The sequence below is a fragment of the Enterobacter sp. Lyrl_3 genome (assembly GCF_051948675.1).
Taxonomy (GTDB): domain Bacteria; phylum Pseudomonadota; class Gammaproteobacteria; order Enterobacterales; family Enterobacteriaceae; genus Enterobacter; species Enterobacter cloacae.
The window spans coordinates 18,855-41,869 of sequence record NZ_JAYJLI010000020.1; the positions used below are offsets into that span (position 1 = coordinate 18,855).

The 23,015-nt window shown below is 54.9% G+C and carries 20 protein-coding genes; 6 read left to right on the plus strand and 14 right to left on the minus strand.

All coding sequences use genetic code 11. The features are described 5' to 3' along the window. Positions 1-10 precede the first annotated feature (10 nt). Positions 11-1,411 (minus strand): PTS ascorbate transporter subunit IIC, encoded by a 1,401-nt coding sequence (gene ulaA / locus VF709_RS22165; protein ID WP_013095302.1) that lies wholly within the window; start codon positions 1,409-1,411, stop codon positions 11-13. Positions 1,412-1,770: 359 nt separating this feature from the next. Here ulaA and ulaG point away from each other — a divergent pair, with 359 nt between their 5' ends. Together ulaG and ulaR are read left to right on the plus strand one after the other, a co-directional pair. Next, positions 1,771-2,835, plus strand: a complete 1,065-nt coding sequence (ulaG, locus tag VF709_RS22170; RefSeq protein WP_010427455.1) for an L-ascorbate 6-phosphate lactonase — start codon at positions 1,771-1,773, stop codon at positions 2,833-2,835. Positions 2,836-2,945: 110 nt separating this feature from the next. Then, positions 2,946-3,701, plus strand: a complete 756-nt coding sequence (gene ulaR / locus VF709_RS22175) for an HTH-type transcriptional regulator UlaR (protein WP_013095301.1) — start codon at positions 2,946-2,948, stop codon at positions 3,699-3,701. On the opposite strand, the gene yjfP is transcribed toward ulaR, so the two are convergent. Next, complete coding sequence (yjfP, locus tag VF709_RS22180) at positions 3,698-4,420, minus strand: esterase (protein ID WP_023619720.1); 723 nt, start codon at positions 4,418-4,420, stop codon at positions 3,698-3,700. The genes ulaR and yjfP overlap by 4 nt on opposite strands. Before the next feature lie 137 nt (positions 4,421-4,557). Between yjfP and bsmA the strand changes: the two genes are divergently transcribed. The 3 genes from bsmA to VF709_RS22195 all read left to right on the plus strand — a co-directional run bounded on the left by bsmA (position 4,558) and on the right by VF709_RS22195 (position 7,413). Beyond that, the gene (bsmA, locus tag VF709_RS22185) at positions 4,558-4,887 is read left to right on the plus strand and encodes a biofilm peroxide resistance protein BsmA (RefSeq protein ID WP_071843255.1); all 330 of its coding nucleotides are present in this window, start codon (positions 4,558-4,560) and stop codon (positions 4,885-4,887) included. 136 nt (positions 4,888-5,023) lie between these two features. Further along, entirely contained in the window at positions 5,024-5,311 is a 288-nt protein-coding gene (yjfN, locus tag VF709_RS22190; protein WP_013095298.1) for a DUF1471 family protease activator YjfN, read from the plus strand. A 170-nt stretch (positions 5,312-5,481) separates the two neighbouring features. Beyond that, entirely contained in the window at positions 5,482-7,413 is a 1,932-nt protein-coding gene (locus VF709_RS22195; protein ID WP_038418528.1) for a methyl-accepting chemotaxis protein, read from the plus strand. On the opposite strand, the gene VF709_RS22200 is transcribed toward VF709_RS22195, so the two are convergent. Beyond that, complete coding sequence (locus tag VF709_RS22200) at positions 7,410-9,032, minus strand: isovaleryl-CoA dehydrogenase (RefSeq protein WP_013095296.1); 1,623 nt, start codon at positions 9,030-9,032, stop codon at positions 7,410-7,412. The two genes, VF709_RS22195 and VF709_RS22200, sit on opposite strands and share 4 nt — an antisense overlap. A gap of 193 nt (positions 9,033-9,225) precedes the next feature. On the opposite strand from VF709_RS22200, the gene VF709_RS22205 reads away from it, so the two are divergent. Then, positions 9,226-10,500: an MFS transporter gene (locus tag VF709_RS22205; RefSeq protein ID WP_020688968.1), complete on the plus strand. Its 1,275-nt coding sequence runs from the start codon at positions 9,226-9,228 to the stop codon at positions 10,498-10,500. A gap of 78 nt (positions 10,501-10,578) precedes the next feature. Here the strand turns inward: VF709_RS22205 and rlmB are convergent, their stop codons facing one another. From rlmB to mutL, 11 genes are all read right to left on the minus strand, one after another. After that, a complete protein-coding gene (gene rlmB / locus VF709_RS22210; protein WP_038418525.1) occupies positions 10,579-11,313 on the minus strand; it encodes a 23S rRNA (guanosine(2251)-2'-O)-methyltransferase RlmB in 735 nt (244 codons plus the stop codon). 67 nt (positions 11,314-11,380) lie between these two features. Further along, the gene (gene rnr / locus VF709_RS22215) at positions 11,381-13,822 is read right to left on the minus strand and encodes a ribonuclease R (RefSeq protein ID WP_013095293.1); all 2,442 of its coding nucleotides are present in this window, start codon (positions 13,820-13,822) and stop codon (positions 11,381-11,383) included. A gap of 38 nt (positions 13,823-13,860) precedes the next feature. Next, on the minus strand, positions 13,861-14,286 hold the full coding sequence (nsrR, locus tag VF709_RS22220; protein ID WP_038420861.1) for a nitric oxide-sensing transcriptional repressor NsrR: 426 nt from the start codon (positions 14,284-14,286) through the stop codon (positions 13,861-13,863). A 193-nt stretch (positions 14,287-14,479) separates the two neighbouring features. After that, positions 14,480-15,778, minus strand: a complete 1,299-nt coding sequence (locus tag VF709_RS22225) for an adenylosuccinate synthase (RefSeq protein ID WP_149896993.1) — start codon at positions 15,776-15,778, stop codon at positions 14,480-14,482. A 104-nt stretch (positions 15,779-15,882) separates the two neighbouring features. Continuing rightward, positions 15,883-16,080: a DUF2065 domain-containing protein gene (locus VF709_RS22230; protein ID WP_013095291.1), complete on the minus strand. Its 198-nt coding sequence runs from the start codon at positions 16,078-16,080 to the stop codon at positions 15,883-15,885. A gap of 71 nt (positions 16,081-16,151) precedes the next feature. Beyond that, positions 16,152-17,156: a protease modulator HflC gene (hflC, locus tag VF709_RS22235; protein WP_014830383.1), complete on the minus strand. Its 1,005-nt coding sequence runs from the start codon at positions 17,154-17,156 to the stop codon at positions 16,152-16,154. Positions 17,157-17,158: 2 nt separating this feature from the next. Further along, positions 17,159-18,418, minus strand: coding sequence for an FtsH protease activity modulator HflK (gene hflK / locus VF709_RS22240; RefSeq protein ID WP_013095289.1), 1,260 nt, complete (start codon positions 18,416-18,418; stop codon positions 17,159-17,161). A 56-nt stretch (positions 18,419-18,474) separates the two neighbouring features. Continuing rightward, entirely contained in the window at positions 18,475-19,755 is a 1,281-nt protein-coding gene (gene hflX / locus VF709_RS22245) for a ribosome rescue GTPase HflX (protein ID WP_013095288.1), read from the minus strand. Between the two features lie 74 nt (positions 19,756-19,829). After that, entirely contained in the window at positions 19,830-20,141 is a 312-nt protein-coding gene (gene hfq / locus VF709_RS22250) for an RNA chaperone Hfq (RefSeq protein ID WP_013095287.1), read from the minus strand. An 85-nt stretch (positions 20,142-20,226) separates the two neighbouring features. After that, positions 20,227-21,177, minus strand: coding sequence for a tRNA (adenosine(37)-N6)-dimethylallyltransferase MiaA (gene miaA, locus VF709_RS22255; RefSeq protein ID WP_020688973.1), 951 nt, complete (start codon positions 21,175-21,177; stop codon positions 20,227-20,229). Further along, positions 21,170-23,014 carry a DNA mismatch repair endonuclease MutL gene (mutL, locus tag VF709_RS22260; protein ID WP_440232301.1) on the minus strand — a complete coding sequence of 615 codons (1,845 nt, stop codon included), beginning with the start codon at positions 23,012-23,014 and terminating at the stop codon, positions 21,170-21,172. Before mutL ends, miaA begins: the two co-directional genes overlap by 8 nt. Position 23,015: the final 1 nt, after the last annotated feature.

Consider the following 23,015-nt stretch of genomic DNA (forward strand, 5'->3'; position numbering starts at 1 on the left):
TCGAAACTCCTTAGTGAGCAGAAACTTCTGCTGTTTGTTTTTCCGCATCTTCTTCAGCTCGCAGAGAACGGCCAGCGAAGAACATATAAGCCAGAGCAATCAGGATGATGACGGCCATAAAGACCAGCCCGACGGACGCAAAGCCCTGCATCATTGGCGGTGCCAGGATTGACCAGTCCGCCATGCCCATCCAGGCGCTCATGCCGGTGAGCTTGACCGCCCACACGCAACCGAAGATCTCCACCATGCCCATCACCAGACAGATCTTGAGCGCCGCGCGCCAGCCGCCAAAGTGGTTAGCAAAGACGCCAATGGTGGCGTTAGAGAAGAACATTGGGATAAAGCCAGGAATAATCAGAATGGATGAGCCACAGCCGACCAGAATGCCTACCGCAATCAACTGGCCGATGGTGCCCCACATGAAGCCCCAGACCACCGCGTTTGGCGCAAAGCTGTAGATAGCCGCACAGTCAATGGCCAGCACCGCACCAGGAATCAGGCGTTGGGAGATCCCATTAAAGGCTTCAGACAGTTCGGCAACAAACATACGGACGCCCTGGGTAATGATGAAAATGGCTACCGCGAAGGAGAAACCGGTCTGCAGGATATAAACCGTCCAGTGCGTTTTCCCCGCCATCGCCTGCACCACATCAATCCCGAAGGAGAGCAGAATGGCGCCGAAGAAGATGGTCATCACAATGGCGGTTGAAACGATGTTGTCGTGGAAGATATTCAGCCAGCCCGGCAGCTTGAGATCTTCCACGCTGTCCTCTTTTTTACCCAGGTACGGTGCGACCTTGTAAGCGAGCCAGGCGGCGAATTGCTGCTGATGGCCGATGGAGAAACCGCAGCCGTCGGTGACCTCCTGCGTCGGCTTGTACATCATGTTGGAGGTGATACCCCAGTAGAGCGATACCAGCACGGCGGTGCAGATAATCGTGGTCCACATGGGGTAGCCGAAGATATAGAGAGACACCGCAATCAGCCCGGCCTGCTGGAACATAATGTGGCCAGTCAGCATGATGGTGCGGATGCCGGTAATGCGGCGCAGCAGAACGTAAATGATGTTCAACGCCAGCGCGAGCAGTACCGCGTACCCCACCCAACTGTAGGCATCTCCCATGCGGTCAATGGTGGCCATCATCGACGCGTAGGTGTCAGAGATGGCGCCGTTGATGCCATACACCTCCGACATCTTCGCAACCACAGGCTTAAAGGTGCTGGTCAGAATGCCTGAACCCGCCTGCAACAGCATGAAACCGATGATGGTTTTGATTGTGCCTTTGATGATGACGCTGACGCTTTTGCGCAGAAGGATGTAGCCCAGGCACGTCACGATACCCAGCAAAAGCGGGGCGTTAGTCATTACCTGATTAAAGAACACGGTAAAGACGTTGTAGAGGATCTCCATAACTCTCTCCAGAAATGAGAACACGAGGGGGTAATCCCTGTTCGGTTGGTGCCATCACTCTATTAATCACAAATAATCACCACAAGATTGCATTTGATTATTTGTGACGTATCACGCAAATTATTTCCATGGTGTTAGTAATGATTTTCACTACCGATTCCCACGCATAAATTATTTCTTATAATTCATACAATTAATCATTGATAGCGGATATTCTAACAACGTAGAAATGGATTATCTGTGACATGGCGAAGATAAATTTCCTCAATTTACTCGTTGCAAACCGATTCAAAGAGTGCCAGCATTAATCATAACAAATCACCAAATGATTACTTTTGATTAAACCAGGAGTCAAAACGATGAGTAAAGTGAACACCATCACCCGTGAATCATGGATTCTGAGCACCTTCCCGGAATGGGGCAGCTGGCTGAATGAAGAGATTGAGCAGGAACAGGTTGCTCCTGGTACGTTTGCAATGTGGTGGCTGGGTTGCACCGGCATCTGGCTGAAATCCGAGGGTGGCGCCAATATTTGCGTTGATTTCTGGTGCGGTACCGGCAAACAGAGCCACGGCAATCCACTGATGAAAAAAGGTCATCAGATGCAGCGCATGGCAGGTGTAGAAAAATTGCAGCCGAACCTGCGTACCACGCCGTTTGTTCTTGATCCTTTTGCCATTCGCCAGATCGACGCCGTCCTTTCCACCCACGATCATAACGATCACATCGATGTAAACGTGGCGGCAGCGGTGATGCAAAACTGCGCGGACGACGTGCCGTTTATCGGGCCGCAGACCTGCGTGGATCTCTGGATTGGCTGGGGCGTGCCGAAAGAGCGCTGCATCGTCATGAAGCCAGGCGACGTGGTGAAAATTAAAGACATTGAAATCCATGCGCTGGACGCCTTTGACCGCACCGCGCTGATCACCCTGCCTGCTGACCAGAAAGCCGCAGGCGTCCTGCCAGACGGCATGGATGAGCGAGCAGTGAACTATCTGTTTAAAACCCCTGGCGGTTCCCTGTATCACAGCGGTGATTCTCACTACTCCAACTACTATGCGAAGCATGGTAACGAGCATCAGATTGACGTGGCGCTGGGCTCCTACGGCGAGAACCCACGCGGCATCACCGACAAAATGACCAGCGCCGATATGCTGCGCATGGCGGAAGCACTGAACACCAAAGTGGTGATTCCTTTCCACCACGATATCTGGTCAAACTTCCAGGCCGATCCGCAGGAAATCCGCGTATTGTGGGAGATGAAAAAAGACCGTCTGAAGTATGGCTTCAAGCCATTTATCTGGCAGGTTGGCGGCAAGTTCACCTGGCCGCTGGACAAAGACAATCTCGAGTATCACTACCCACGCGGTTTCGATGATTGCTTCACCATTGAGCCAGACCTGCCGTTCAAGTCATTCCTCTGATTGTGAAACCCCATCGCCAGACCTTGCGTCTGGCGATTTCATATTTATTTTAGTAATTTCACGCTATTTCAAATATCATCTTTTCAAATCAATTCTTATCGGAATAGCTCATGACGGAAGCGCAACGGCATCAAATATTACTGGAACTCCTGGCGCAAACAGGGTTTATCACCGTCGAGAAAGTGATCGAACGTTTAGGGATTTCCCCCGCGACGGCACGACGAGATATCAACAAGCTGGATGAGAGCGGTAAGCTGAAAAAAGTCCGTAACGGCGCGGAAGCCATCAGCCAGCAGCGCCCCCGCTGGACGCCGATGAACATCCATCAGGCGCAAAACCACGATGAAAAAGTGCGCATTGCCAGAGCCGCATCACAGCTGGTCAACCCGGGTGAGAGCGTGGTGATCAACTGCGGCTCCACGGCATTTCTGCTGGGCCGCGAGATGTGCGGTAAACCGGTGCAAATCATCACCAACTATCTGCCGCTGGCTAACTATCTTATCGATCAGGAACATGAAAGCGTGGTGATCATGGGCGGCCAGTATAATAAGAGCCAGTCCATTACCCTCAGTCCCCAGGATAGCGAAAACAGCCTCTATGCCGGGCACTGGATGTTTACCAGCGGCAAAGGCCTGACAGCGGACGGGCTCTACAAAACCGACATGTTAACCGCGATGGCAGAGCAAAATATGCTTAACGTCGTGGGCAAGCTCGTCGTACTGGTCGACAGCAGCAAAGTCGGCGAGCGAGCTGGCATGTTGTTCAGCCGCGCCGAACAGATTGACATGGTGATCACCGGCAAACATGCCAATCCAGAGATCCTGCAGAAGCTGGAAGATCAGGGCGTCAAAATTCTGCGCGTTTAAAGATGCTGGCGGAAAAAGTCCACCGTCGCGTCCAGCGCCGCTGGCGTGATACGGTGGCGAACCCCCGCTTCCCACAGGCAGGTCAGGTTGCCGTCCAGCCCTTCGCGCTGTAGTGCCTGCTGGAGACGGAAGGTTTCGCCAGGGGGCACCACATCATCCGCGTCACCATGCCACAACAGCAACGGGCGATCGGCCAGACGCGGTAACGCCCGGGTCACTTCCCATTCGGCCAGCAACGCATCAATCTCCGTCGCGTCTTGCGGTGGAAACAGCGTTTTTGACAATGACGTAAAATAGCCCGAGCCCATCAGGCACGCCACGGAGGTCACCTCAGGGTGACGAGCCATGATCCCGAGCGCCGTCATTCCCCCCATCGATGCGCCGGCCACCGCCAGCCGTTGATTCGCCACCAGCCCCGCCTGGTAAAGCGCATCGCGCAGCCCGGCAAATTCGGTAAGGCTACCGTGCAAAATCTGCCAGAACTGCCCCAGTCGCACCTGTTCATCACCGGTAAAACGTGCACCGTGATCGGGCGCATCCGGCATAACTACCCGAAAACCGGCCTGCGCCAGCGCCACCGCAAAGTAGCTGTACACCAGCTTCGATGAAGTAAAGCCATGATAAAAAACCACAACAGGCAGCGGGTGTGCACTTTTTCCCGCAGGGATAGCGTGTAATATTTCATGATTGCCGAGGCGGCGAGTTTCAATTTCAATCATTGTCGACCCTGTGCTGATGAATGATTCATAATGTTGAGAACTGGATTACGCTTTCACGATATTTTCATTCGAAATATACGTACCAGATAACACTTCGGGAACATTCCCCCAAAACTAAATTCGCAGACAACTACACTATGGCTATCAGGAAACGAGATATGGTTATGCGCAGGTTTGCTACTTTATTGTTGCTGTTACTGCTCAGTGGCTGTAGTGCGCTACAGGGGACACCGCAACCCGCTCCCCCGGTCGCCGACCATCCGCAGGAGATTCGTCGTAATCAGACGGAAGGATTACAACGAATGGGTACCGTCTCCGCGCTGGTTCGCGGATCCCCGGATGACGCAGAGGAGTCAATAAAGGCGCAAGCTGCCGCCGCCAAAGCAGATTACTACGTCATCATTATGATCGATGAAACCATCATTACGGGACAGTGGTATTCACAGGCTATTTTGTACCGTAAATAACGATCTTCATTTGAACGACATTTACACTGCTTTGCGTCCATAGACATTTTCCTGTCCACAATAAACTCCATGCCCGCGACAATGGAAGTGAGTTTATTTGCGAAGGAGTGCCCGGCGGATACCGGAGAAATGTGAAATGGAGCTGACAATGAAACGAACTCTTGCTTTGACCTCTCTGTTGCTCTCAGTAGGCCTTGTGAGCACGACTGCACAGTCAGCAGAATTCGCCAGTGCTGATTGCGTCACTGGCCTTAATGAAATTGGCCAGATCTCCGTCAATAACATTTCGGGGAGCCCGCAAGATGTTGAACGTGTCGTGGCACTAAAAGCCGATGAACAGGGCGCTTCCTGGTATCGAATTATTCAGATGCAGGAAGATAACCGCAGCGATCATTGGCGCGTACAGGCTATTCTCTACGTCTAATCACCTCCGATAAAAGCCACTTATTTTTAGTGGCTTTTCGTTTTTGCAAATTTTTTATCTTCTTTCAACCCCATTAAAAACAATTCAATAACATTTTGTTACATTATTTAAGTAAATGTTAGTTCTGTCCTGCCGTTGAAAAGCCATACCTTTTCAATAATGAGCAATTTATGATCACCTTTTTTCGCCGTGCGGGTCTGGGCGCAAAGCTATCGCTTCTTACCGGCGTGAGTGTCGCCACGCTGTTTCTGCTTTTCACTTTTCTGCTCAGCCATAAAGCCAGCCAGCAGCTTGAAGCCCTTGCGGTAGAAGACCTGCATAACCAGTCCACCGGTATGGTTGATATGGTACAGATGTTTAACACCAGCCTGAGCGAAGAGGTCGAGAGCTATACCCGGCTGTTCACCACATTTTTACCGCAGCCTTTGAGCGTCGACAGCAGTCAACTCCAGACCATTAACGGGCTTAGCGTTCCCCTTCTGAAAGGGGGTGAAACAGGCCTGCATGAAAACAATGCACTTTCTGACGACTTCCTGACGCGTACAGGGGCAATCTCGACCCTGTTTGTGCGCAGCGGTAATGACTTTGTCCGTGTCGCCACCTCCCTGCGCAAAGAGAACGGCGATCGGGCAATGGGTACCATTCTGGACACTGCCAGCCCGGCCTATGCGGCCGTCACCAAAGGCGAGGTCTATCGCGGTCTGGCGTTGCTGTTCGGCAAGCGCTATATCACCCAGTATCAGCCGTTCAAAAACGCAGAAGGCCAGGTCATTGGGATCATTTTTGTTGGTGTGGATATTACCCACTCCTGGAACGTGATGCGCGAAAAAATCCTCAATCGTCGTTTAGGTGACAGCGGACACTTCTTCGTGCTGGATCGCAGCAACGGTAAAACGCGCGGACAGTTCCTGTTCCACTCGAACCGGGAAGGCCAGCTTCCTGAGTGGGACAGCGCCATCCAGCAGCAGTTGCTGAACAATACCCCGGGCACGCTGGAACGCGCAAGTGAGGATGGTCGCATACTGAAAATGGCCTATACGCCGCTGCCAGGCTGGAACTGGACCATTGTGGGGGAAGTGGATAAATCGGTCCTGCTTTCAAGCGTCACCACGATGCGGGATCGCTTCCTGCTGGCAGGCGTGGCGCTGTCAGTCCTGTTTGCCGCGCTGTTTGTCATCATCATTCGTCGCATGCTGACGCGTCCGCTGCGTAACGTCATTCACCTTGCCCGACAATATGCGGCAGGCGATCTGCGTGCCAGCCTGTCCGTTACCCGCCAGGATGAGGTTGGCCAGCTTATCGACGCCATCAACGGGATCGGCGGCGGTCTGCAAAAGATTGTCCTGCAGGTACGCGAGGCCGCAGGCGAGATCCATCTGGGCACTAACGCCCTGGCCTCTGATACCGGTGAGATCTCAGAGCAGATCAACAAACAGGCCAGTAGCGTTGAAGAGACCTCCGCGAGTATGGAACAACTCGCCGCAACCGTGCAGCAAAACGCGGCCAATATGGAACAGACGCAGCAGCTGGTGGGGGAAACCTCACGCGCGGTGCATCAGGGGGGCGAGACGGTGACGAACGCAGTCTCCACCATGGACGATATTCGCGACGCCTCAAAGCGCATCGAGGACATCACGCGCGTGATTGAGTCGATTGCTTTCCAGACTAACATTCTGGCGCTTAATGCAGCGGTTGAAGCAGCACGCGCCGGCGAACACGGAAAAGGGTTTGCTGTGGTCGCGCAGGAAGTGCGCGCCCTGGCGGCACGCAGCGCTAATGCGGTGAAAGAGATTGAGCAGCTGATTGGCGACACGCTGAACAAGGTGAGTGAAGGCCATGCGCTCTCAGAGCAGACGCGTCTGGCGATGGATGCCATCATCGCGCACATCGATAACATCAACCAACTGGTGACCGAGATTAACCATGCATCCCGCGAACAGTCGGCGGGGATCCGTCAGGTGAATCTGGCCATGACCCATATTGGTGAAGCCTCCCACATCAACGCCGATCGCGTCTCGCGCAGCGAGCAAACCGCACAATCACTGCGCGAGAAAGGGTCGCACCTCACTCAACTGGTGAGCCTGTTCCAGCTTAAAAACTAGCCTACCCTGCCCGTGGCGCGTAGCAGAAGATCGCTTTGAACCTGCTCTGTCATCAGCGTGCCGCCACGGGTATCCAGCATCATGCGGCACCACGCCTGCGCGACGGGCGGAGAGGCGTGCCGCAGCATCTGGCTTCCGGCGCCCAGCAGGAATAGCTGATGCGCAATCTCCCGCCCCTGCGCCTCCTGCGGTTTACGCAGTTTTTGCTGCAGCTGCCGCCAGCTGCGATCGAAGTGTCTGTCCTGACCTTTCACCTGCGCAAAATCCTCTGCAAGCAGATCGAACATACCCGGCTGCTTCGCCAGAACGCGCAGAACATCCAGACACATGATGTTCCCTGAGCCTTCCCAGATGCTGTTCACCGGCATCTCGCGATACAGCCGGGGGAGTTCACTCTCCTCACAGTACCCGATGCCGCCCAACACCTCCATCGCCTCTGCCACAAACGGGATACCCGCTTTGCAGACGCTGAATTTCGCGGCTGGTGTGAAAAGCCGCGCCCAGGCCGCCTCCTGCGGATCGGCGCGTTTATCCCACGCCCGGGCAAGACGAAACAGCAGCGCCGTTTGCCCCTCCAGCACCAGCGCCATGCGGCTCAGGACGTCGCGCATCAGCGGCTGATCGATGAGGTTTTTTCCGAACGTCTGCCGCTGATGGGCGTGGTACAGCGCCACGGATAATGCCCGACGCATCAACCCATGGCTGCCCAGAGCGCAGTCAAAACGCGTTAACCCGCCCATGCGAAGGATCTGTCGTACCCCTTCCCCCTCTTCCCCTAACAGCCAGCCGGACGCATCCAGAAACTCCGCTTCACTGCTGGCGTTAGAGCGGTTGCCGAGCTTGTCTTTCAGCCGCTCCAGGCGCACGGCGTTGCGCTGCCCGTCAGGCAAAAAGCGAGGAACAAAAAAGCAGGACAACCCGCCTTTCGCCTGCGCCAGCACCAGATGCGCATCGCTTTGTGGCACGGAGAAAAACCACTTATGACCCACCAGCCGGTAGCTGCCGTCGCTGCACTTTTCTGCTTTGGTAGTGTTGCTGAGCACGTCCGAGCCGCCCTGTTTTTCCGTCATCCCCATGCCGATCAGCAGGCCGCGCTTTTGGGCTCCAGGAGCAAGGTGAGGATCATAACGATCGCTCAGTAGCGGCGTGAGCCAGTTCTGGAAAGGTTCAGGGAGCGCCTGTTGCAGCAGCGGCGTGGCGGCAAACGTCATGGTCACGGGGCACAGCGTTCCGGCCTCAACCTGAGCATGCAACACGAAGCGCGCGGCGCGAGCGACAAAGGAGCCTTTACGCGCCTCCTCTTCCCACGCCAGGTTATGCACCCGGTTAGCGCACAGCCCCTGCATCAGAAGATGCCAGGCGGGGTGAAAACGGACATCATCCAGCCGCTCACCGGTAGGGTCATAGCGAAGTAACTCCGGCGGATTGACGTTCGCCAGCCTGCCAAGCTCCAGCGACTCCGCCGTACCTAACTGCTGGCCTATACTGGCCAGCAGTTCGCTATCCCACTCCGCGCCTTCGCGGGCCACCGCGTCACGCAGGGCACAATCAGAGAGAAAAAGGTTGCTGTTCGAAAGCGGTGCGGGTTGGTTAAAAACGGTATGTGTTTGCCAGTGCATGCTGTCTCCCTCCTTCAGTGGCAATGAAGATAAGTATGGACAGACCCTGTGCACGCTGCATGGGAGTAAGGTCACACGGTAGCGATCCCGCTGATATCATTCGTGAAATAGCTCACAGAACATAAGAATAAACTATTTCATCACTTCACTTTTATTGAATAATTTATTCTTACCCCTTTCAGTGAGGAAAGTTATGCAACCGAATGCGCATAAGCGTGCGTTAATTGCAGGCTCCATTGGTAATTTCATCGAGTGGTATGAGTTTGCGGTCTACGGCTTTCTGGCCACCGTGATTGCGAAAAACTTCTTCCAGCTTGAAGGCGAGTCGGGGCTGACCAGCCTGATCCTCACCTATGCCTCATTTGCCATCGCTTTCTTTTTCCGCCCACTGGGGGCGGTGGTGTTTGGCCGCATCGGTGACCGGATTGGCCGCAAACCGACGCTGATTATTGTGCTGGTGCTGATGACGCTCGCCACCGCCGCCATCGGTGTTGTGCCAGTCTATGCCAGCATCGGTATCGCTGCGCCGCTGATCGTTACGTTGCTGCGCATCCTGCAGGGATTGTTCGCGGGGGGTGAGTACGGTGGTGCGGTTTCCTTGATGACGGAATTTGCACCACGCGGTAAACGTGGTCTGTATGGCGCATGGCAATCGTTCACGGTGGCGCTGGGGCTATTAGCGGGCGCGGGTATTGTCGCCTTGCTTTCTGCCTTACTGACACCGGAAGCCCTGCATGACTGGGGCTGGCGTATCCCATTTTTCCTGGCCCTGCCTATGGGGGTGGTGGCGCTCTGGTTGCGGGTGAGTATGGAAGAGACGCCGAGCTTCGTGCAGCAGCAGGAAAAACCGCTGATCGCGCAGGCCAGTACCGTCGCCACAATTAAAGCGATCGTGATGGGAATTGGCCGGGTGATGGTCTGGTCGGCGGCGGGATATACCTATCTGGTGATTATGCCAACCTATCTGCAATCGGCACTGCACACCGGATTTAACCAGGCACTGTTGATAGCCGTGATTTCGAATGTCGGCTTTGCGCTCACCATTATTCCGTCGGGGATCCTGAGCGACAGGATTGGCCGCCGCACGGTGATGATTATCGCCACCGCGTTACTGCTGATCCTCGCCCTGCCGCTGCTGAAAATTCTGCAGGCGGAGTCCAGTACCCTCGCGGTAAAAGCGATCGTGGTATTGATAGCTGGCGGTCTGGTGGGCATGCTGGCAGGTCCAGGGCCGGCAATGCTCTCAGAGATGTTCCCGACGCGTGTACGCTATACCGGGCTTGGTCTGGCGTATTCCTTGTCGAATGCCATTTTCTCGGGGTGTGCGGGGCTTATTATTACCGGGTTGATTAAGGAGACGGGAAACCTCGACATTCCGGCATATTACGTGATGGCGACGGCGGTCGTGAGTATTGTGGCGCTGATGACGCTCAGGAAGGATGACCATTTGCGGGCGTTAGAGGAGTAAGGTTGTCACCGTCTGGTGCCCTCACCCACCGGGAGAGAGATAAAACACAAAAGGCCGTCCACAGGACGGCCTTGCTGTTTATTCGCCGCGCTGACGTACCGCTTCAAACAGGCAAATACCCGTTGCAACAGAAACGTTCAGGGACGACACGCTGCCCGCCATCGGGATGCTGATCAGCTCGTCGCAGTGCTCACGCGTCAGGCGACGCATGCCTTCACCTTCCGCACCCATTACCAGCGCCAGACGGCCGGTCATTTTGCTCTGATACAGAGTATGATCCGCTTCACCGGCGGTACCGACGATCCAGATATTCTCTTCCTGCAGCATACGCATGGTGCGCGCCAGGTTGGTGACGCGGATCAGCGGAACGCTTTCCGCTGCACCGCAGGCCACTTTCTTCGCCGTTGCGTTCAGTTGTGCAGAACGATCTTTCGGTACGATCACCGCGTGCACGCCCGCCGCATCGGCGCTGCGCAGGCACGCGCCGAGGTTGTGCGGATCGGTTACGCCATCAAGGATCAGGAAGAACGGGTTATCCAGTGCAGCGATCAAATCCGGCAGATCGTTTTCCTGATACTGACGGCCTGGCTTCACGCGGGCAATAATCCCCTGGTGAACCGCGCCTTCACTTTTCTCATCCAGGAACTGGCGGTTGGCCAGCTGGATCACCACGCCCTGCGCTTCCAGTGCGTGGATCAGCGGCATCAGACGTTTGTCTTCACGCCCTTTCAGAATGAACACTTCCTGAAAACGCTCCGGTGCGCGCTCCAGCAGGGCCTGCACCGCGTGGATGCCGTAAATCATTTCACTCATTGATGATTCTCATAATAGGTATTTCCCCCTCTCCCCAGTGGGGAGAGGGTCAGGGTGAGGGGAGAATTTACTCCGCCTGCTGTTTCTTCGCTGCGCGCTTCGCTTTGGTCGCAGCAGCAATTTTCTGCGTTTTCGCGGACGGCTTTTTCGCCTTGCGAGCCTCTTTCTTCGCCGCTTTTGGCTTCTGCTTTTTCTCACCGCGGAAGGCGCTGTCTGGCTCGAAGTTCACTTTCTTACCCGCCTGACGACGTTTGCCGCTCGCGTTGCCGTTACCGCCTTTTTTCGCCTTCTCACGCGCGGTTTTACCTACGTTACGTGGCGCGCGCTCGCTGGAGATCAGACTGAAGTCAATCTTACGCTCGTCCATGTTGACGGCTTCGACTTTGACCTCCACCCGATCGCCAAGGCGATAGGTCTGTCCACCCGATTCACCAATCAGACGTTGTCCAACCTGGTCGAAACGGTAATAGTCATTATCGAGGCTGGAGACATGCACCAGACCGTCGATAAACAGCTCGTCAAGGCGAACAAAGAAACCAAACCCGGTCACGCTGGCGATAACACCTTTGAAAATGTTACCGACCTGATCCAGCATAAAGTCGCATTTCAGCCAGTCAGAGACTTCGCGCGTCGCTTCATCGGCACGGCGTTCGGTCATGGAACAGTGCTGGCCAAGCTGCAGCATCTCTTCCATTGAATAGTGGTACCCGCCGGTTTCAGTCGTGTTCCCTTTATGGCCCTGCTCCTGCGCCAGCAGATACTTGATCGCACGGTGCAAAGACAGGTCCGGATAACGGCGGATCGGCGATGTAAAGTGCGCGTAAGACTGCAGCGCCAGACCGAAGTGACCACGGTTTTCCGGGTCGTAAATCGCCTGCTTCATGGAGCGCAGCAGCATGGTCTGCAGCATTTCTGCATCCGGACGATCGCCAATGGATTCCAGCAGCTCAGCATAATCGCGCGGCTCTGGCTTGTTACCGCCAGGCAGCTCCAGACCGAGTTCAGCCAGTACGGAGCGGAACGCGGTAATGGCTTCCGTCGACGGTTTATCGTGGATACGGAACAGCGCCGGCTCTTTAGCTTTCTCGACAAAACGGGCCGCCGAGATGTTCGCCAGGATCATACACTCTTCGATCAGCTTATGCGCATCGTTACGCTGGGTCTGTTCAATACGCTCAATGCGGCGTTCAGCGTTGAAAATGAACTTCGCCTCTTCGCTCTCAAACGAGATCCCGCCACGCTCTTCGCGCGCCTGATCCAGCGTTTTGTAGAGGTTATGCAACTCTTCGATGTGCTTCACCAGCGGCGCATACTGTTCACGCAGATCCTGATCGCCCTGCAGCATATGCCAGACCTTGGTGTAGGTCAGACGCGCATGGGAGCTCATTACCGCTTCGTAGAATTTATAACCGGTTAAGCGACCTTTACTGGAGATGGTCATCTCGCAAACCATACACAGGCGATCAACCTGCGGGTTCAGGGAACAGAGGCCGTTGGAAAGCACTTCCGGCAGCATCGGTACCACCTGAGACGGGAAGTAAACCGACGTACCACGGCTGCGCGCTTCGTTATCGAGCGGCGTATGGGGACGAACGTAATAGCTCACGTCGGCGATAGCAACCCACAGACGCCAGCCGCCACCGCGTTTTTTCTCGCAGTATACGGCGTCATCGAAGTCGCGGGCATCTTCACCATCAATGGTGACCAGCGGCAAACTGCGGAGATCCACGCGTCCCGCTTTGGACTCTTCCGGAACCTCTTCCTTCAGACCCACAATCTGCTCTTCAACCGCTTTTGGCCAGATGTAGGGGATCTCATGTGTACGCAGGGCCATATCAACAGCCATGCCGGTACCCATGTTATCGCCCAGCACTTCGACGATTTTACCTACCGCTTTGGTGCGACGCGTTGGACGTTGGGTAAGCTCCACTACTACCACAAAGCCCATGCGCGCGCCCATCACCTCTTCAGGCGGGATCAGGATATCGAAGCTCAGACGGCTGTCATCCGGTACCACAAAGCCTACACCGGCATCGGTAAAGTAGCGGCCAACGATCTGGCTGGTTTTTGGCACCAGCACGCGAACCACGCGTGCTTCGCGACGGCCTTTACGATCGGCACCCAGCGGCTGCGCCAGGATCTGGTCGCCGTGAATACACATTTTCATCTGTTCGGATGAGAGGTAGAGGTCGTCTTTGCGGCCCTCTACGCGCAAAAAACCGTAACCGTCGCGGTGACCAATGACGGTCCCTTTCAACAGGTCGAGGCGTTCTGGCAGCGCATAGCACTGGCGACGGGTAAAGACCAGTTGCCCGTCGCGCTCCATGGCGCGCAGGCGGCGGCGAAGGGCTTCAGTTTGCTCTTCACCTTCAATGTTTAATTCAACAGCAAGTTCTTCACGATTGGCGGGTTTTTCGCGTTTTGTTAAGTGTTCAATGATGAACTCGCGGCTGGGGATAGGATTCGCGTATTTTTCAGCTTCGCGTTCCTGGAAAGGATCATGTGACATATCGGTTCCTCCGTTGTCAGCTCCGGTGGAAATTTTCTTCATTCCACCAGCAATAATTTATAAAGCGGTTGATTCTCTTCAACCAAATTGGCCAGCGTGTAGTTATCCAGTTCCTTAAGAAAACTTTGCACGGCCAGAGAAAGCGCCTGTTTCAGGCGACAAGCGGGTGTAATGTGGCAGAACTCACTGCTGCAGTTCACCAGAGACAAAGGCTCCAGTTCACGCACCACATCCCCAATACGAATACTTTGCGCCGGTTTACCGAGACGGATCCCACCATTTTTCCCGCGGACGGCAGCAACGTATCCGGCACGACTAAGTTGATTGATTATTTTGACCATATGATTACGGGACACGCCGTAGACCTCTGTCACTTCAGAGATACTGGTCATTTTCCCATCGGGTAACGACGCCATGTAGATTAGCGCGCGTAAGCCGTAATCGGTGAAACTTGTTAACTGCACATCAACCTCAGGAAAAAAGGGAAAACGCGGTAAAACCGCAGAGATATTCATTAATGATGATAAACCAGCCAGATAGTTAGGGGCTAATTTATTTGACAGACGGGGCGAAAAAGCGGATATCCAGGAGCGGTCGCCGGATGGCGCTACGCTTATCCGGCCTACGGGTTTCCCCGCAGGCCAGCAGTCACGAAGATTATGCGTCGAACGGGTCGCGCAGGATCATCGTTTCAGTACGATCCGGGCCGGTAGAGATAATGTCGATCGGCACTTCGGTCAGTTCTTCAATGCGCTTCATGTAATCCAGCGCTGCCTGTGGCAGGCCGCTACGCTCTTTCACACCGAAAGTGGTCTCAGACCAGCCTGGCATGGTTTCGTAGATTGGCTCGATACCTTCCCAGTCGTCAGCAGCCAGCGGAGTGGTGGTCACTTCACGGCCATCTGGCATGCGGTAGCCGACGCAGATTTTCACCTCTTTCAGGCCGTCCAGGACGTCCAGTTTGGTCAGGCAGAAGCCAGACAGGGAGTTGATCTGCACTGCACGACGCACAGCCACTGCATCCAGCCAGCCGGTACGACGACGACGACCGGTGGTCGCGCCAAACTCGTTACCTTGCTTGCACAGGAACTCGCCGGTTTCATCAAACAGCTCGGTCGGGAATGGACCCGCACCCACGCGAGTGGAGTACGCTTTGATGATGCCCAGAACGTAATCCACATAACGTGGACCCAGGCCAGAGCCGGTCGCCACGCCACCTGCGGTGGTGTTAGAGGAGGTTACGTACGGATAGGTACCGTGGTCGATATCCAGCAGCGTACCCTGCGCACCTTCGAACATGACGAAATCGCCACGCTTGCGCGCCTGGTCCAGCAGATCGGACACATCAACTACCATGCCGGTCAGAATGTCTGCAATCGCCATGACATCATCCAGCACTTTCTGGTAGTCAACAGCGTCTGCTTTGTAGAAGTTCACCAGCTGGAAGTTGTGATATTCCATCACTTCTTTCAGTTTTTCAGCGAAGGTGGCTTTATCGAACAGGTCGCCCACGCGCAGACCGCGACGAGCCACTTTGTCTTCATAAGCCGGGCCGATACCACGACCGGTAGTGCCGATCGCTTTCGCGCCACGCGCTTTTTCACGCGCAACGTCCAGCGCCACGTGATAATCAAGGATCAGCGGGCAGGCTTCGGAGAGCAGCAGACGCTCGCGAACCGGGATACCACGGTCTTCCAGACCTTTCATCTCTTTCATCAGCGCAGCCGGAGACAGCACTACGCCGTTACCGATGATGCTGGTGACGTTTTCGCGGAGAATGCCTGATGGAATAAGATGGAGGACGGTTTTTTCACCGTTGATTACGAGAGTATGGCCTGCGTTGTGACCGCCCTGGTAGCGTACAACATATTTAGCCCGTTCAGTCAGAAGATCAACAATCTTCCCTTTACCTTCGTCACCCCATTGGGTGCCCAGTACGACGACGTTGTTACCCATTTTTTTCAAAATCACCGTTTGCTTAAAAATGGATTCTACCATCGCTTTTTCAGATATACAGCACTTTTTGACCCCAAAATATGCCGAAACCGATCACTTTTTGATCAGCCAATCGTTTTCCTCAACATGTAGTAGATAACAATGCCAGCAACCACAAGACCGCCGCCGAATCGGCGCAAAATATTATCCGGCAACTGGCTCAGGGTGGCGATCATGCGACGCCAGGCGCGCGGATAGAGCATCGGGCCCAGGCCTTCCAGGACCAAAACTAGCGCCAGTGCCAGCCAGATCGTTGAATTCATTTTTAATCCTTATAAAAGAAAACCACCGCTCCGTTAAGAGCGGTGGTTTGAATACTCAAACGAGACTGAGTTTATCGCGTTGCGTTAGTCGGCGTCTTCATATAACGGAAGAAATCGCTGTCCGGGCTGAGCACCATCACATCCTGGTTGCTCTTGAAGCTATTCTCGTAAGCACGCAGGCTACGGATAAAGGCGTAGAAGTCTGGATCCTGGCTAAACGCATCGGCAAACAGCTTCGCGGCTTCCGCATCACCTTCACCACGCAGGATACGGCCCTGACGCTCAGATTCCGCCAGCGTCTTGGTCACTTCGTAGTCCGCGGCTGCACGCAGTTTTTCCGCTTCTTCCTGACCCTGTGAACGGTGACGACGGGCTACCGCTTCACGCTCGGCGCGCATACGGTTGTAGATCGCCTCAGACACTTCAGCCGGCAGGTTGATCTGCTTAATACGCACATCCACCACTTCGATACCCAGCGCCGCCATACTGTTCGGGTTGATTACAGGCACTTTACCATTGGTTTCAGCCTGAACACGTTCCGCAGCTTTAGCAATTGCATCGTCCGCTGCTGGCGTTTCAACTTCGTCTTCCGTACCCGCGGTGCCGGAGTTCAGCGCATCGCGCACTTCCAGCGTCAGACGACCACGAGAGTCGGTTACGATGTCTTTCACATCCAGACGACCAATCTCAGAACGCAGACGGTCAGAGAATTTACGTTTCAACAGCACTTCCGCCTGAGAAACATCACCGCCGCCCGTTGCCAGGAAGTAACGGCTGAAATCACTGATACGCCACTTGATATAAGAGTCAACGATCAGGTCTTTCTTCTCTTTGGTCACGAAACGGTCGGCCTGGTTATCCATGGTCTGGATACGCGCATCAAGCGTCTTCACTGACTGGATAAAAGGAACCTTGAAGTGCAGACCCGGCTCATAAATCACCGGACGCTTGTCACTGTCACGGACGACGCTGCTGAACTGGAACTTAATCCCGCGCTCGCCCTCTTTCACCACAAAGATAGAGGTATAAAGTACGACCAGTACGATGACGATGATCGCAATAACTGACTTACGCATCCTTATTCCCCCTGACGCTGGTAGTCGTTACGCTGCGCGTTAGCACGGCGTTGGTCCATAATGTCACCATCGTTCGAAGAAGGCGTGGTTGTTGCGCTGGAGCTACCGGACGATGCAGGTGGCAGACGCAGCAGGTTATTCGCACCGCTGTTATCTTTTGCTGCCGGTGCAGAACCGCCTTTCAGCATCTGATCCAGCGGCAGTACCATCAGGTTTCCACCTTTGCTGTCGTTAACCAGCACTTTACGTGTATGGCTCAGCACTTTTTCCATGGTTTCGATATAGAGACGCTCGCGGGTAATTTCCGGAGCCGCTTTATATTCCGGCAGGATTTTCGCGAAACGAGCCACCTCACCCTGCGCTTCCAGGATGGTCTGGGTCTTATACGCGCGTGCTTCTTCAAGAATACGCTGCGCCTGACCGTTAGCACGTGGCTGAACTTCGTTGGCGTACGCTTCCGCTTCACGGATGTACTGCTGTTCGTTCTCACGCGCGGCAATCGCGTCATCAAACGCGGCTTTCACCTCTTCCGGCGGACGAGCAGCCTGGAAGTTGACGTCCAGCAGGGTGATACCCATGTTGTACGGACGAATGGTCTCTTCCAGCTCACGCTGGGTATCGCTACGAATAACGGTACGACCTTCAGTCAGAATGCGGTCCATGGTGTATTTACCGATCACGCCACGCAAGGCGCTGTCGGTCGCCTGACGCAGGCTGTCATCGGCACTGGTCACGCTAAACAGATAACGTTCTGGGTCCGTAACACGATATTGCACGTTCATCTCAACGCGCACTACGTTCTCATCAGAGGTCAGCATCACGCCGGAAGCGGCCAGCTCACGCACCGACTCCACGTTCACAGCAGTGACGTCGTCAATGAAGGTCGGTTTCCAGTTCAGGCCCGGCTCAACCAGATGGCTGAACTTACCAAAACGGGTGACCACGCCGCGCTCGGCTTCTTTAATGGTGTAGAACCCGCTGGCAGCCCAGATGATGACCACGGCAGCGGCCACAATGCCCACGATGCGACCACCCATTTGCGGGCGCGGACCCTGGGTAGAATTGCCACCCGAGCCAGACCCTTTTCCTCCACCAAGCCCACCAAGCTTCTTGCTTAGCTTGCGGAAGATATCATCCAGATCCGGCGGCCCCTGATCGCGACCACCTTTGTTGCCATTTCCCCCAGAGTTGCCGCCTTGATTATTGCTGCTTCCCCACGGGTCGCGGTCCTGTCCGTTATTACCGGGCTGATTCCACGCCATGTATATGCTCCATATTTGTTATGCAAGGGCGAATTATTCAGGCATCCCCTTTCCGATCAGACGATATAGTCGACCAGCGCAGGTTCTTGTTTACAGAGGCGACGCCAGTCAACGATCGGCATACGCACCTGCATCCCCACGCTGCCGTCATCCTCCATCCACTCTTTTTCTATCGCCTGAAGCTGATAAAACCGGCTGCGCAGCCTGCCTTCCTGTGGTGGCAGTCGCAGCGTGTGCTGGGCTACCTCACCGGAAAGACGTTCTGTCAAAGCCTGGAAAAGCAGTGGCACGCCAATACCGGTCTGGGCGGAAAGCCAGACCCGAATTGGTTTGTTCTCTTCATCACGATCGATACGCGGCTCAAAATCATCCAGCATGTCGATCTTGTTCATCACCAACAGCGTTGGGATCTCGTGGGCCTCGATCTCTTCGAGCACCACATTCACCGCGTCGATGTTTTCCTGCACGCGGACATCTGCAGCATCAATCACGTGCAGCAGCAGGGTCGCCTGACGCGTCTCCTGCAGGGTGGCTTTAAACGCGGCCACCAGATCATGCGGAAGGTGGCGAATAAACCCTACGGTATCCGCCAGCACGGTTTCACCCACATCCGCCACGTCGATACGACGCAACGTCGGGTCCAGGGTCGCAAACAGCTGGTCTGCGGCATAGACCTGGGCCTCGGTAATCTGGTTAAACAGGGTGGATTTACCGGCGTTGGTATACCCCACCAGCGACACCGTCGGGATGTCGGCTTTCGTACGCGCCCGACGTCCCTGCTCACGCTGTTTCTCGACTCTTTCCAGACGAGAGAGGATCTGAGTAATACGGCCGCGCAGCAAACGGCGGTCGGTTTCGAGCTGGGTTTCACCCGGACCGCGCAAACCAATCCCGCCTTTTTGTCGTTCAAGGTGGGTCCAGCCACGTACAAGACGCGTGGCCAGATGGCGCAACTGCGCCAGCTCAACCTGCAGCTTACCCTCGTGGGTACGTGCACGCTGAGCAAAAATATCTAAAATCAACCCCGTGCGATCGATAACACGGCATTCGCAAAGCGCTTCCAGGTTACGCTCCTGAGCCGGAGACAGCGCATGATCAAACAACACGACTGACGCACCGGTTGCTTTTACGGCATCCGCAATTTCTACTGCTTTACCTTCACCAACAAAATACTTTGGGTGCGGCGCTTTACGGCTACCGGTAATCACCTGCATTGCTTCGACACCGGCGGAAGAGACCAGAGATTCAAACTCCTGGAGGTCTTCCATATCTTTGTCTTGCGAAAAATAGATGTGTACCAGCACCGCCTGCTCACCGGCATCATAACGGTCAAACAAGCGTAAAACCCTCTAAAAATATCAGCGGGGAACGCAGGATCCCTGGCTCCCCGTGTGGATAACAGTGCGAAACCTTATTCGGTCTCGTCGCTGTCCTGCGCAGGAGCAGAAGAACCCTGCGCGTTGCTGCCATGATGGTAGTTACTACCAGTGCCGCCGCCAGCGTTATTGCTGTGATGAGATACCGGACGGGACGGAACAACAGTAGAAATAGCGTGCTTGTAGACCATCTGGCTGACCGTGTTTTTCAACAGGATCACGAACTGATCGAAAGACTCAATCTGACCTTGCAGCTTAATACCATTCACCAAATAAATAGAAACTGGAACACGTTCCCGACGCAATGCGTTCAGGAACGGATCTTGTAAAGATTGCCCCTTAGCCATTCTATCTTTTCCTTATATGCTTGTTTTGTACTTAGAACCTTGCGATTCTGAAAAATTGCGCACGATACGTCTCAATTGTACACATTCAGTGAGCGATATCACCAATAACCTCAATCACTTCGTTTAGCGCCTGTTGCGGTTTTTCGCTGTCTAACCAGTGAACCCCTTCCCAACCGCGCAACCAGGTGATCTGGCGCTTCGCTAACTGTCTCGTGGCGCAAACACCTCTATAAACCATTTCATCATATGAAATCTCGCCTTCAAGATATGACCACATCTGGCGGTATCCCACACAACGAACGGAAGGCATGTCCGTATGCAAATCTCCACGGGCAAATAACGCCCGCACTTCTGCTTCAAAATCTGAAGCCAACATCTGATGAAAACGCTGCTCAATTCGTTGATGGAGCAGTTCACGGCTCGCCGGGGCGATAGCGAACTGATGCACCTGATACGGCAGAGCGTCTCCTGACGTTTGCGTCAGTTCCGTTAAAGTTTTACCCGAAATGAAAAAAACTTCCAGTGCCCGGGAAAGCCTTTGCGGATCATTTGGATGGATCCGTGCTGCGGCAACCGGGTCAATCTCTGCCAGTTGCTGATGCAAAACGTCCCATCCCTGCTCTGCCGCCTGCTGTTCAATTTTTGCTCTTATCTCAGGGTCCGCCGATGGCAGAGGAGAGAGCCCCTCCAGCAACGCCTTGAAATAGAGCATGGTGCCGCCAACCAACAGCGGTATACGTCCCGCCGCCGTTATCTCGGCCATCTCGGCTAAGGCATCGCGGCGAAAATCCGCTGCGGAGTAGGCCTGCGCCGGGTCGAGAATGTCCAGCAAACGATGCGGAGCCGCGCGCAGTTCGGCTGCGTCGGGCTTCGCCGTACCAATGTCCATTCCTCGGTAGATGAGGGCAGAATCGACACTAATCAACTCTACGGGCAAAACTTTACGTAGCTCAATGGCTAACGCCGTTTTGCCGGAGGCCGTAGGGCCCATCAAAAAAATCGCCTTAGGCAGGCTCGCCTTACTGACATCAATCATCTTTAAGGGCAGTCATCGCCGTTTGTAAATCAACAGGTTGTAATAATCCACCCGGCGGTGCTTTCACCAGATGCGGGCAAAGGCGTTCCACCTCTGCCAGCACGCTAATCGCCTGCGCCATACTCCACGGTGTATGTTCGCTGGCCAAATGGCGGGCGATCCACTGCGCGGTGTTGGCGGCATCAAACATTGTTTGTTGCGCCAGGTAGCCTATCAGTTCAGGAATCAAGTTTTGTAAATTTTGTTGGCGTAAGGGTAAAGGCACTGCGCGAATTGTCACATGCTGTGATTCCAGTACCATTTCAATCCCCATCTGCGCCAGTTGGGCCTCTGCGCGCTGCAGTACCCTTGTTTCTTCAGTGGATATTTTTAGTCGAACCGGGATCAAAAGCGGTTGCGCACAAGCCGCGTTTTCTCCTGGGGTCAGTTGCACCTGTTTTAGCCAGCGTTCAGCAACCGGCAGGGCCAGGAGCATGAGCTTGCCCTCGCGTTCGAGTAACACCATATCCGGCGCAATAATCGTCAGCACCCGGCCAAAGCTCTGACTATGCCCTTCCAGCGAAGGCGCTTGTACCTCACTGTGCTCTTTACGCGTGACTGCGGGGGTTTCCAGCAGTTTACGGTACAACGCCCCCTGCTGCTTTTGATAGCCGGGCTGAGCGTTGGGATAGTTCGCACCGGTGGGTCGCGGCGCGCTTCCTGCCGACGAGAAACGTGGCGCTTCCGGTTCACGCGCGACAGCGGGCTCGGCAAAATGGTTACGCCCCGCCGCAACACGGTTTTCCGGTATTGGACGCGGAGCGGGCTCTTCTTTTTCCAGCGGCAGCGTGGGTTCAACCTGCTGCTGCAAAACGCTCAGCACGCCCTGATAGATGAAATCGTGCACCAGCCGCGACTGATGGAACCGAACTTCATGCTTGGCAGGATGGACGTTAACATCAACCTGATGCGGGTCGATTTCCAGATAAAGCACAAACGCAGGCTGCTGATCCGCGCCGAGCTTATCTTCACAGGCCTGACGAATGGCGTGGTTGATCAGACGGTCGCGCATCATGCGGCCGTTTACGTAGCAATACTGGATCTCCGCGAAGGCGGCGCTGCTGGCGTTCGGGTCGGCAACCCAACCGCGTAAGGCCAAATCACCGTGCTGCCATTCAATGGCCAGCGCCTGTTCCAGAAACGGCGTGCCGCAGATTGCCCCCAGACGACGCTCTTTCTGCCCGCCCTCCGCTACTGCGCGGTACTGGCGCATCACCTTGCCGTTGTGGCTGAGGTTGATGGTGACATCGAAACGCGCCAGCGCGATACGGCGGATAATCTCATCGATATGACCGAATTCGGTCTTCTCGGTGCGCATAAACTTACGGCGGGCGGGAGTGTTGTAGAAGAGATCCAATACTTCGAGCGTCGTGCCAACAGGATGCGCCGCAGGTTTAATCGTGACGTCCATATCGCGCCCTTCGGCATAGGCCTGCCAGGCTTCCTGCTGTTCGGCCGTACGGGAGGTTAGCGTTAAACGGGAAACCGAGCTGATACTGGCCAGCGCCTCGCCGCGAAACCCGAGGCTGATGATCGCTTCCAGGTCGTCCAGAGAGGCGATTTTACTGGTCGCGTGACGCGCCAGCGCCAGCGCCAGCTCCTCTTTTTTGATACCGCACCCGTTATCCCGAATGCGAATCAGCTTTGCGCCACCACGTTCGATATCAATATCGATGCGGGTGGCTCCCGCATCAAGACTGTTTTCGACCAGCTCCTTCACCACCGACGCAGGGCGCTCCACCACCTCACCGGCGGCGATTTGGTTCGCAAGCTGCGGCGGTAGAACCTGAATCGGCATG

Excerpts from the sequence above, each read along its gene's own strand:
- ulaA (WP_013095302.1), bottom strand. The coding sequence starts at position 1,411 with ATGGAGATCCTCTACAACGTCTTTACCGTGTTCTTTAATCAGGTAATG.
- ulaG (WP_010427455.1), top strand. The coding sequence starts at position 1,771 with ATGAGTAAAGTGAACACCATCACCCGTGAATCATGGATTCTGAGCACC.
- ulaR (WP_013095301.1), top strand. The coding sequence starts at position 2,946 with ATGACGGAAGCGCAACGGCATCAAATATTACTGGAACTCCTGGCGCAA.
- yjfP (WP_023619720.1), bottom strand. The coding sequence starts at position 4,420 with ATGATTGAAATTGAAACTCGCCGCCTCGGCAATCATGAAATATTACAC.
- bsmA (WP_071843255.1), top strand. The coding sequence starts at position 4,558 with ATGGCTATCAGGAAACGAGATATGGTTATGCGCAGGTTTGCTACTTTA.
- yjfN (WP_013095298.1), top strand. The coding sequence starts at position 5,024 with ATGGAGCTGACAATGAAACGAACTCTTGCTTTGACCTCTCTGTTGCTC.
- VF709_RS22195 (WP_038418528.1), top strand. The coding sequence starts at position 5,482 with ATGATCACCTTTTTTCGCCGTGCGGGTCTGGGCGCAAAGCTATCGCTT.
- VF709_RS22200 (WP_013095296.1), bottom strand. The coding sequence starts at position 9,032 with ATGCACTGGCAAACACATACCGTTTTTAACCAACCCGCACCGCTTTCG.
- VF709_RS22205 (WP_020688968.1), top strand. The coding sequence starts at position 9,226 with ATGCAACCGAATGCGCATAAGCGTGCGTTAATTGCAGGCTCCATTGGT.
- rlmB (WP_038418525.1), bottom strand. The coding sequence starts at position 11,313 with ATGAGTGAAATGATTTACGGCATCCACGCGGTGCAGGCCCTGCTGGAG.
- rnr (WP_013095293.1), bottom strand. The coding sequence starts at position 13,822 with ATGTCACATGATCCTTTCCAGGAACGCGAAGCTGAAAAATACGCGAAT.
- VF709_RS22225 (WP_149896993.1), bottom strand. The coding sequence starts at position 15,778 with ATGGGTAACAACGTCGTCGTACTGGGCACCCAATGGGGTGACGAAGGT.
- VF709_RS22230 (WP_013095291.1), bottom strand. The coding sequence starts at position 16,080 with ATGAATTCAACGATCTGGCTGGCACTGGCGCTAGTTTTGGTCCTGGAA.
- hflC (WP_014830383.1), bottom strand. The coding sequence starts at position 17,156 with ATGCGTAAGTCAGTTATTGCGATCATCGTCATCGTACTGGTCGTACTT.
- hflK (WP_013095289.1), bottom strand. The coding sequence starts at position 18,418 with ATGGCGTGGAATCAGCCCGGTAATAACGGACAGGACCGCGACCCGTGG.
- hfq (WP_013095287.1), bottom strand. The coding sequence starts at position 20,141 with ATGGCTAAGGGGCAATCTTTACAAGATCCGTTCCTGAACGCATTGCGT.
- miaA (WP_020688973.1), bottom strand. The coding sequence starts at position 21,177 with ATGATTGATGTCAGTAAGGCGAGCCTGCCTAAGGCGATTTTTTTGATG.
- mutL (WP_440232301.1), bottom strand. The coding sequence starts at position 23,014 with ATGCCGATTCAGGTTCTACCGCCGCAGCTTGCGAACCAAATCGCCGCC.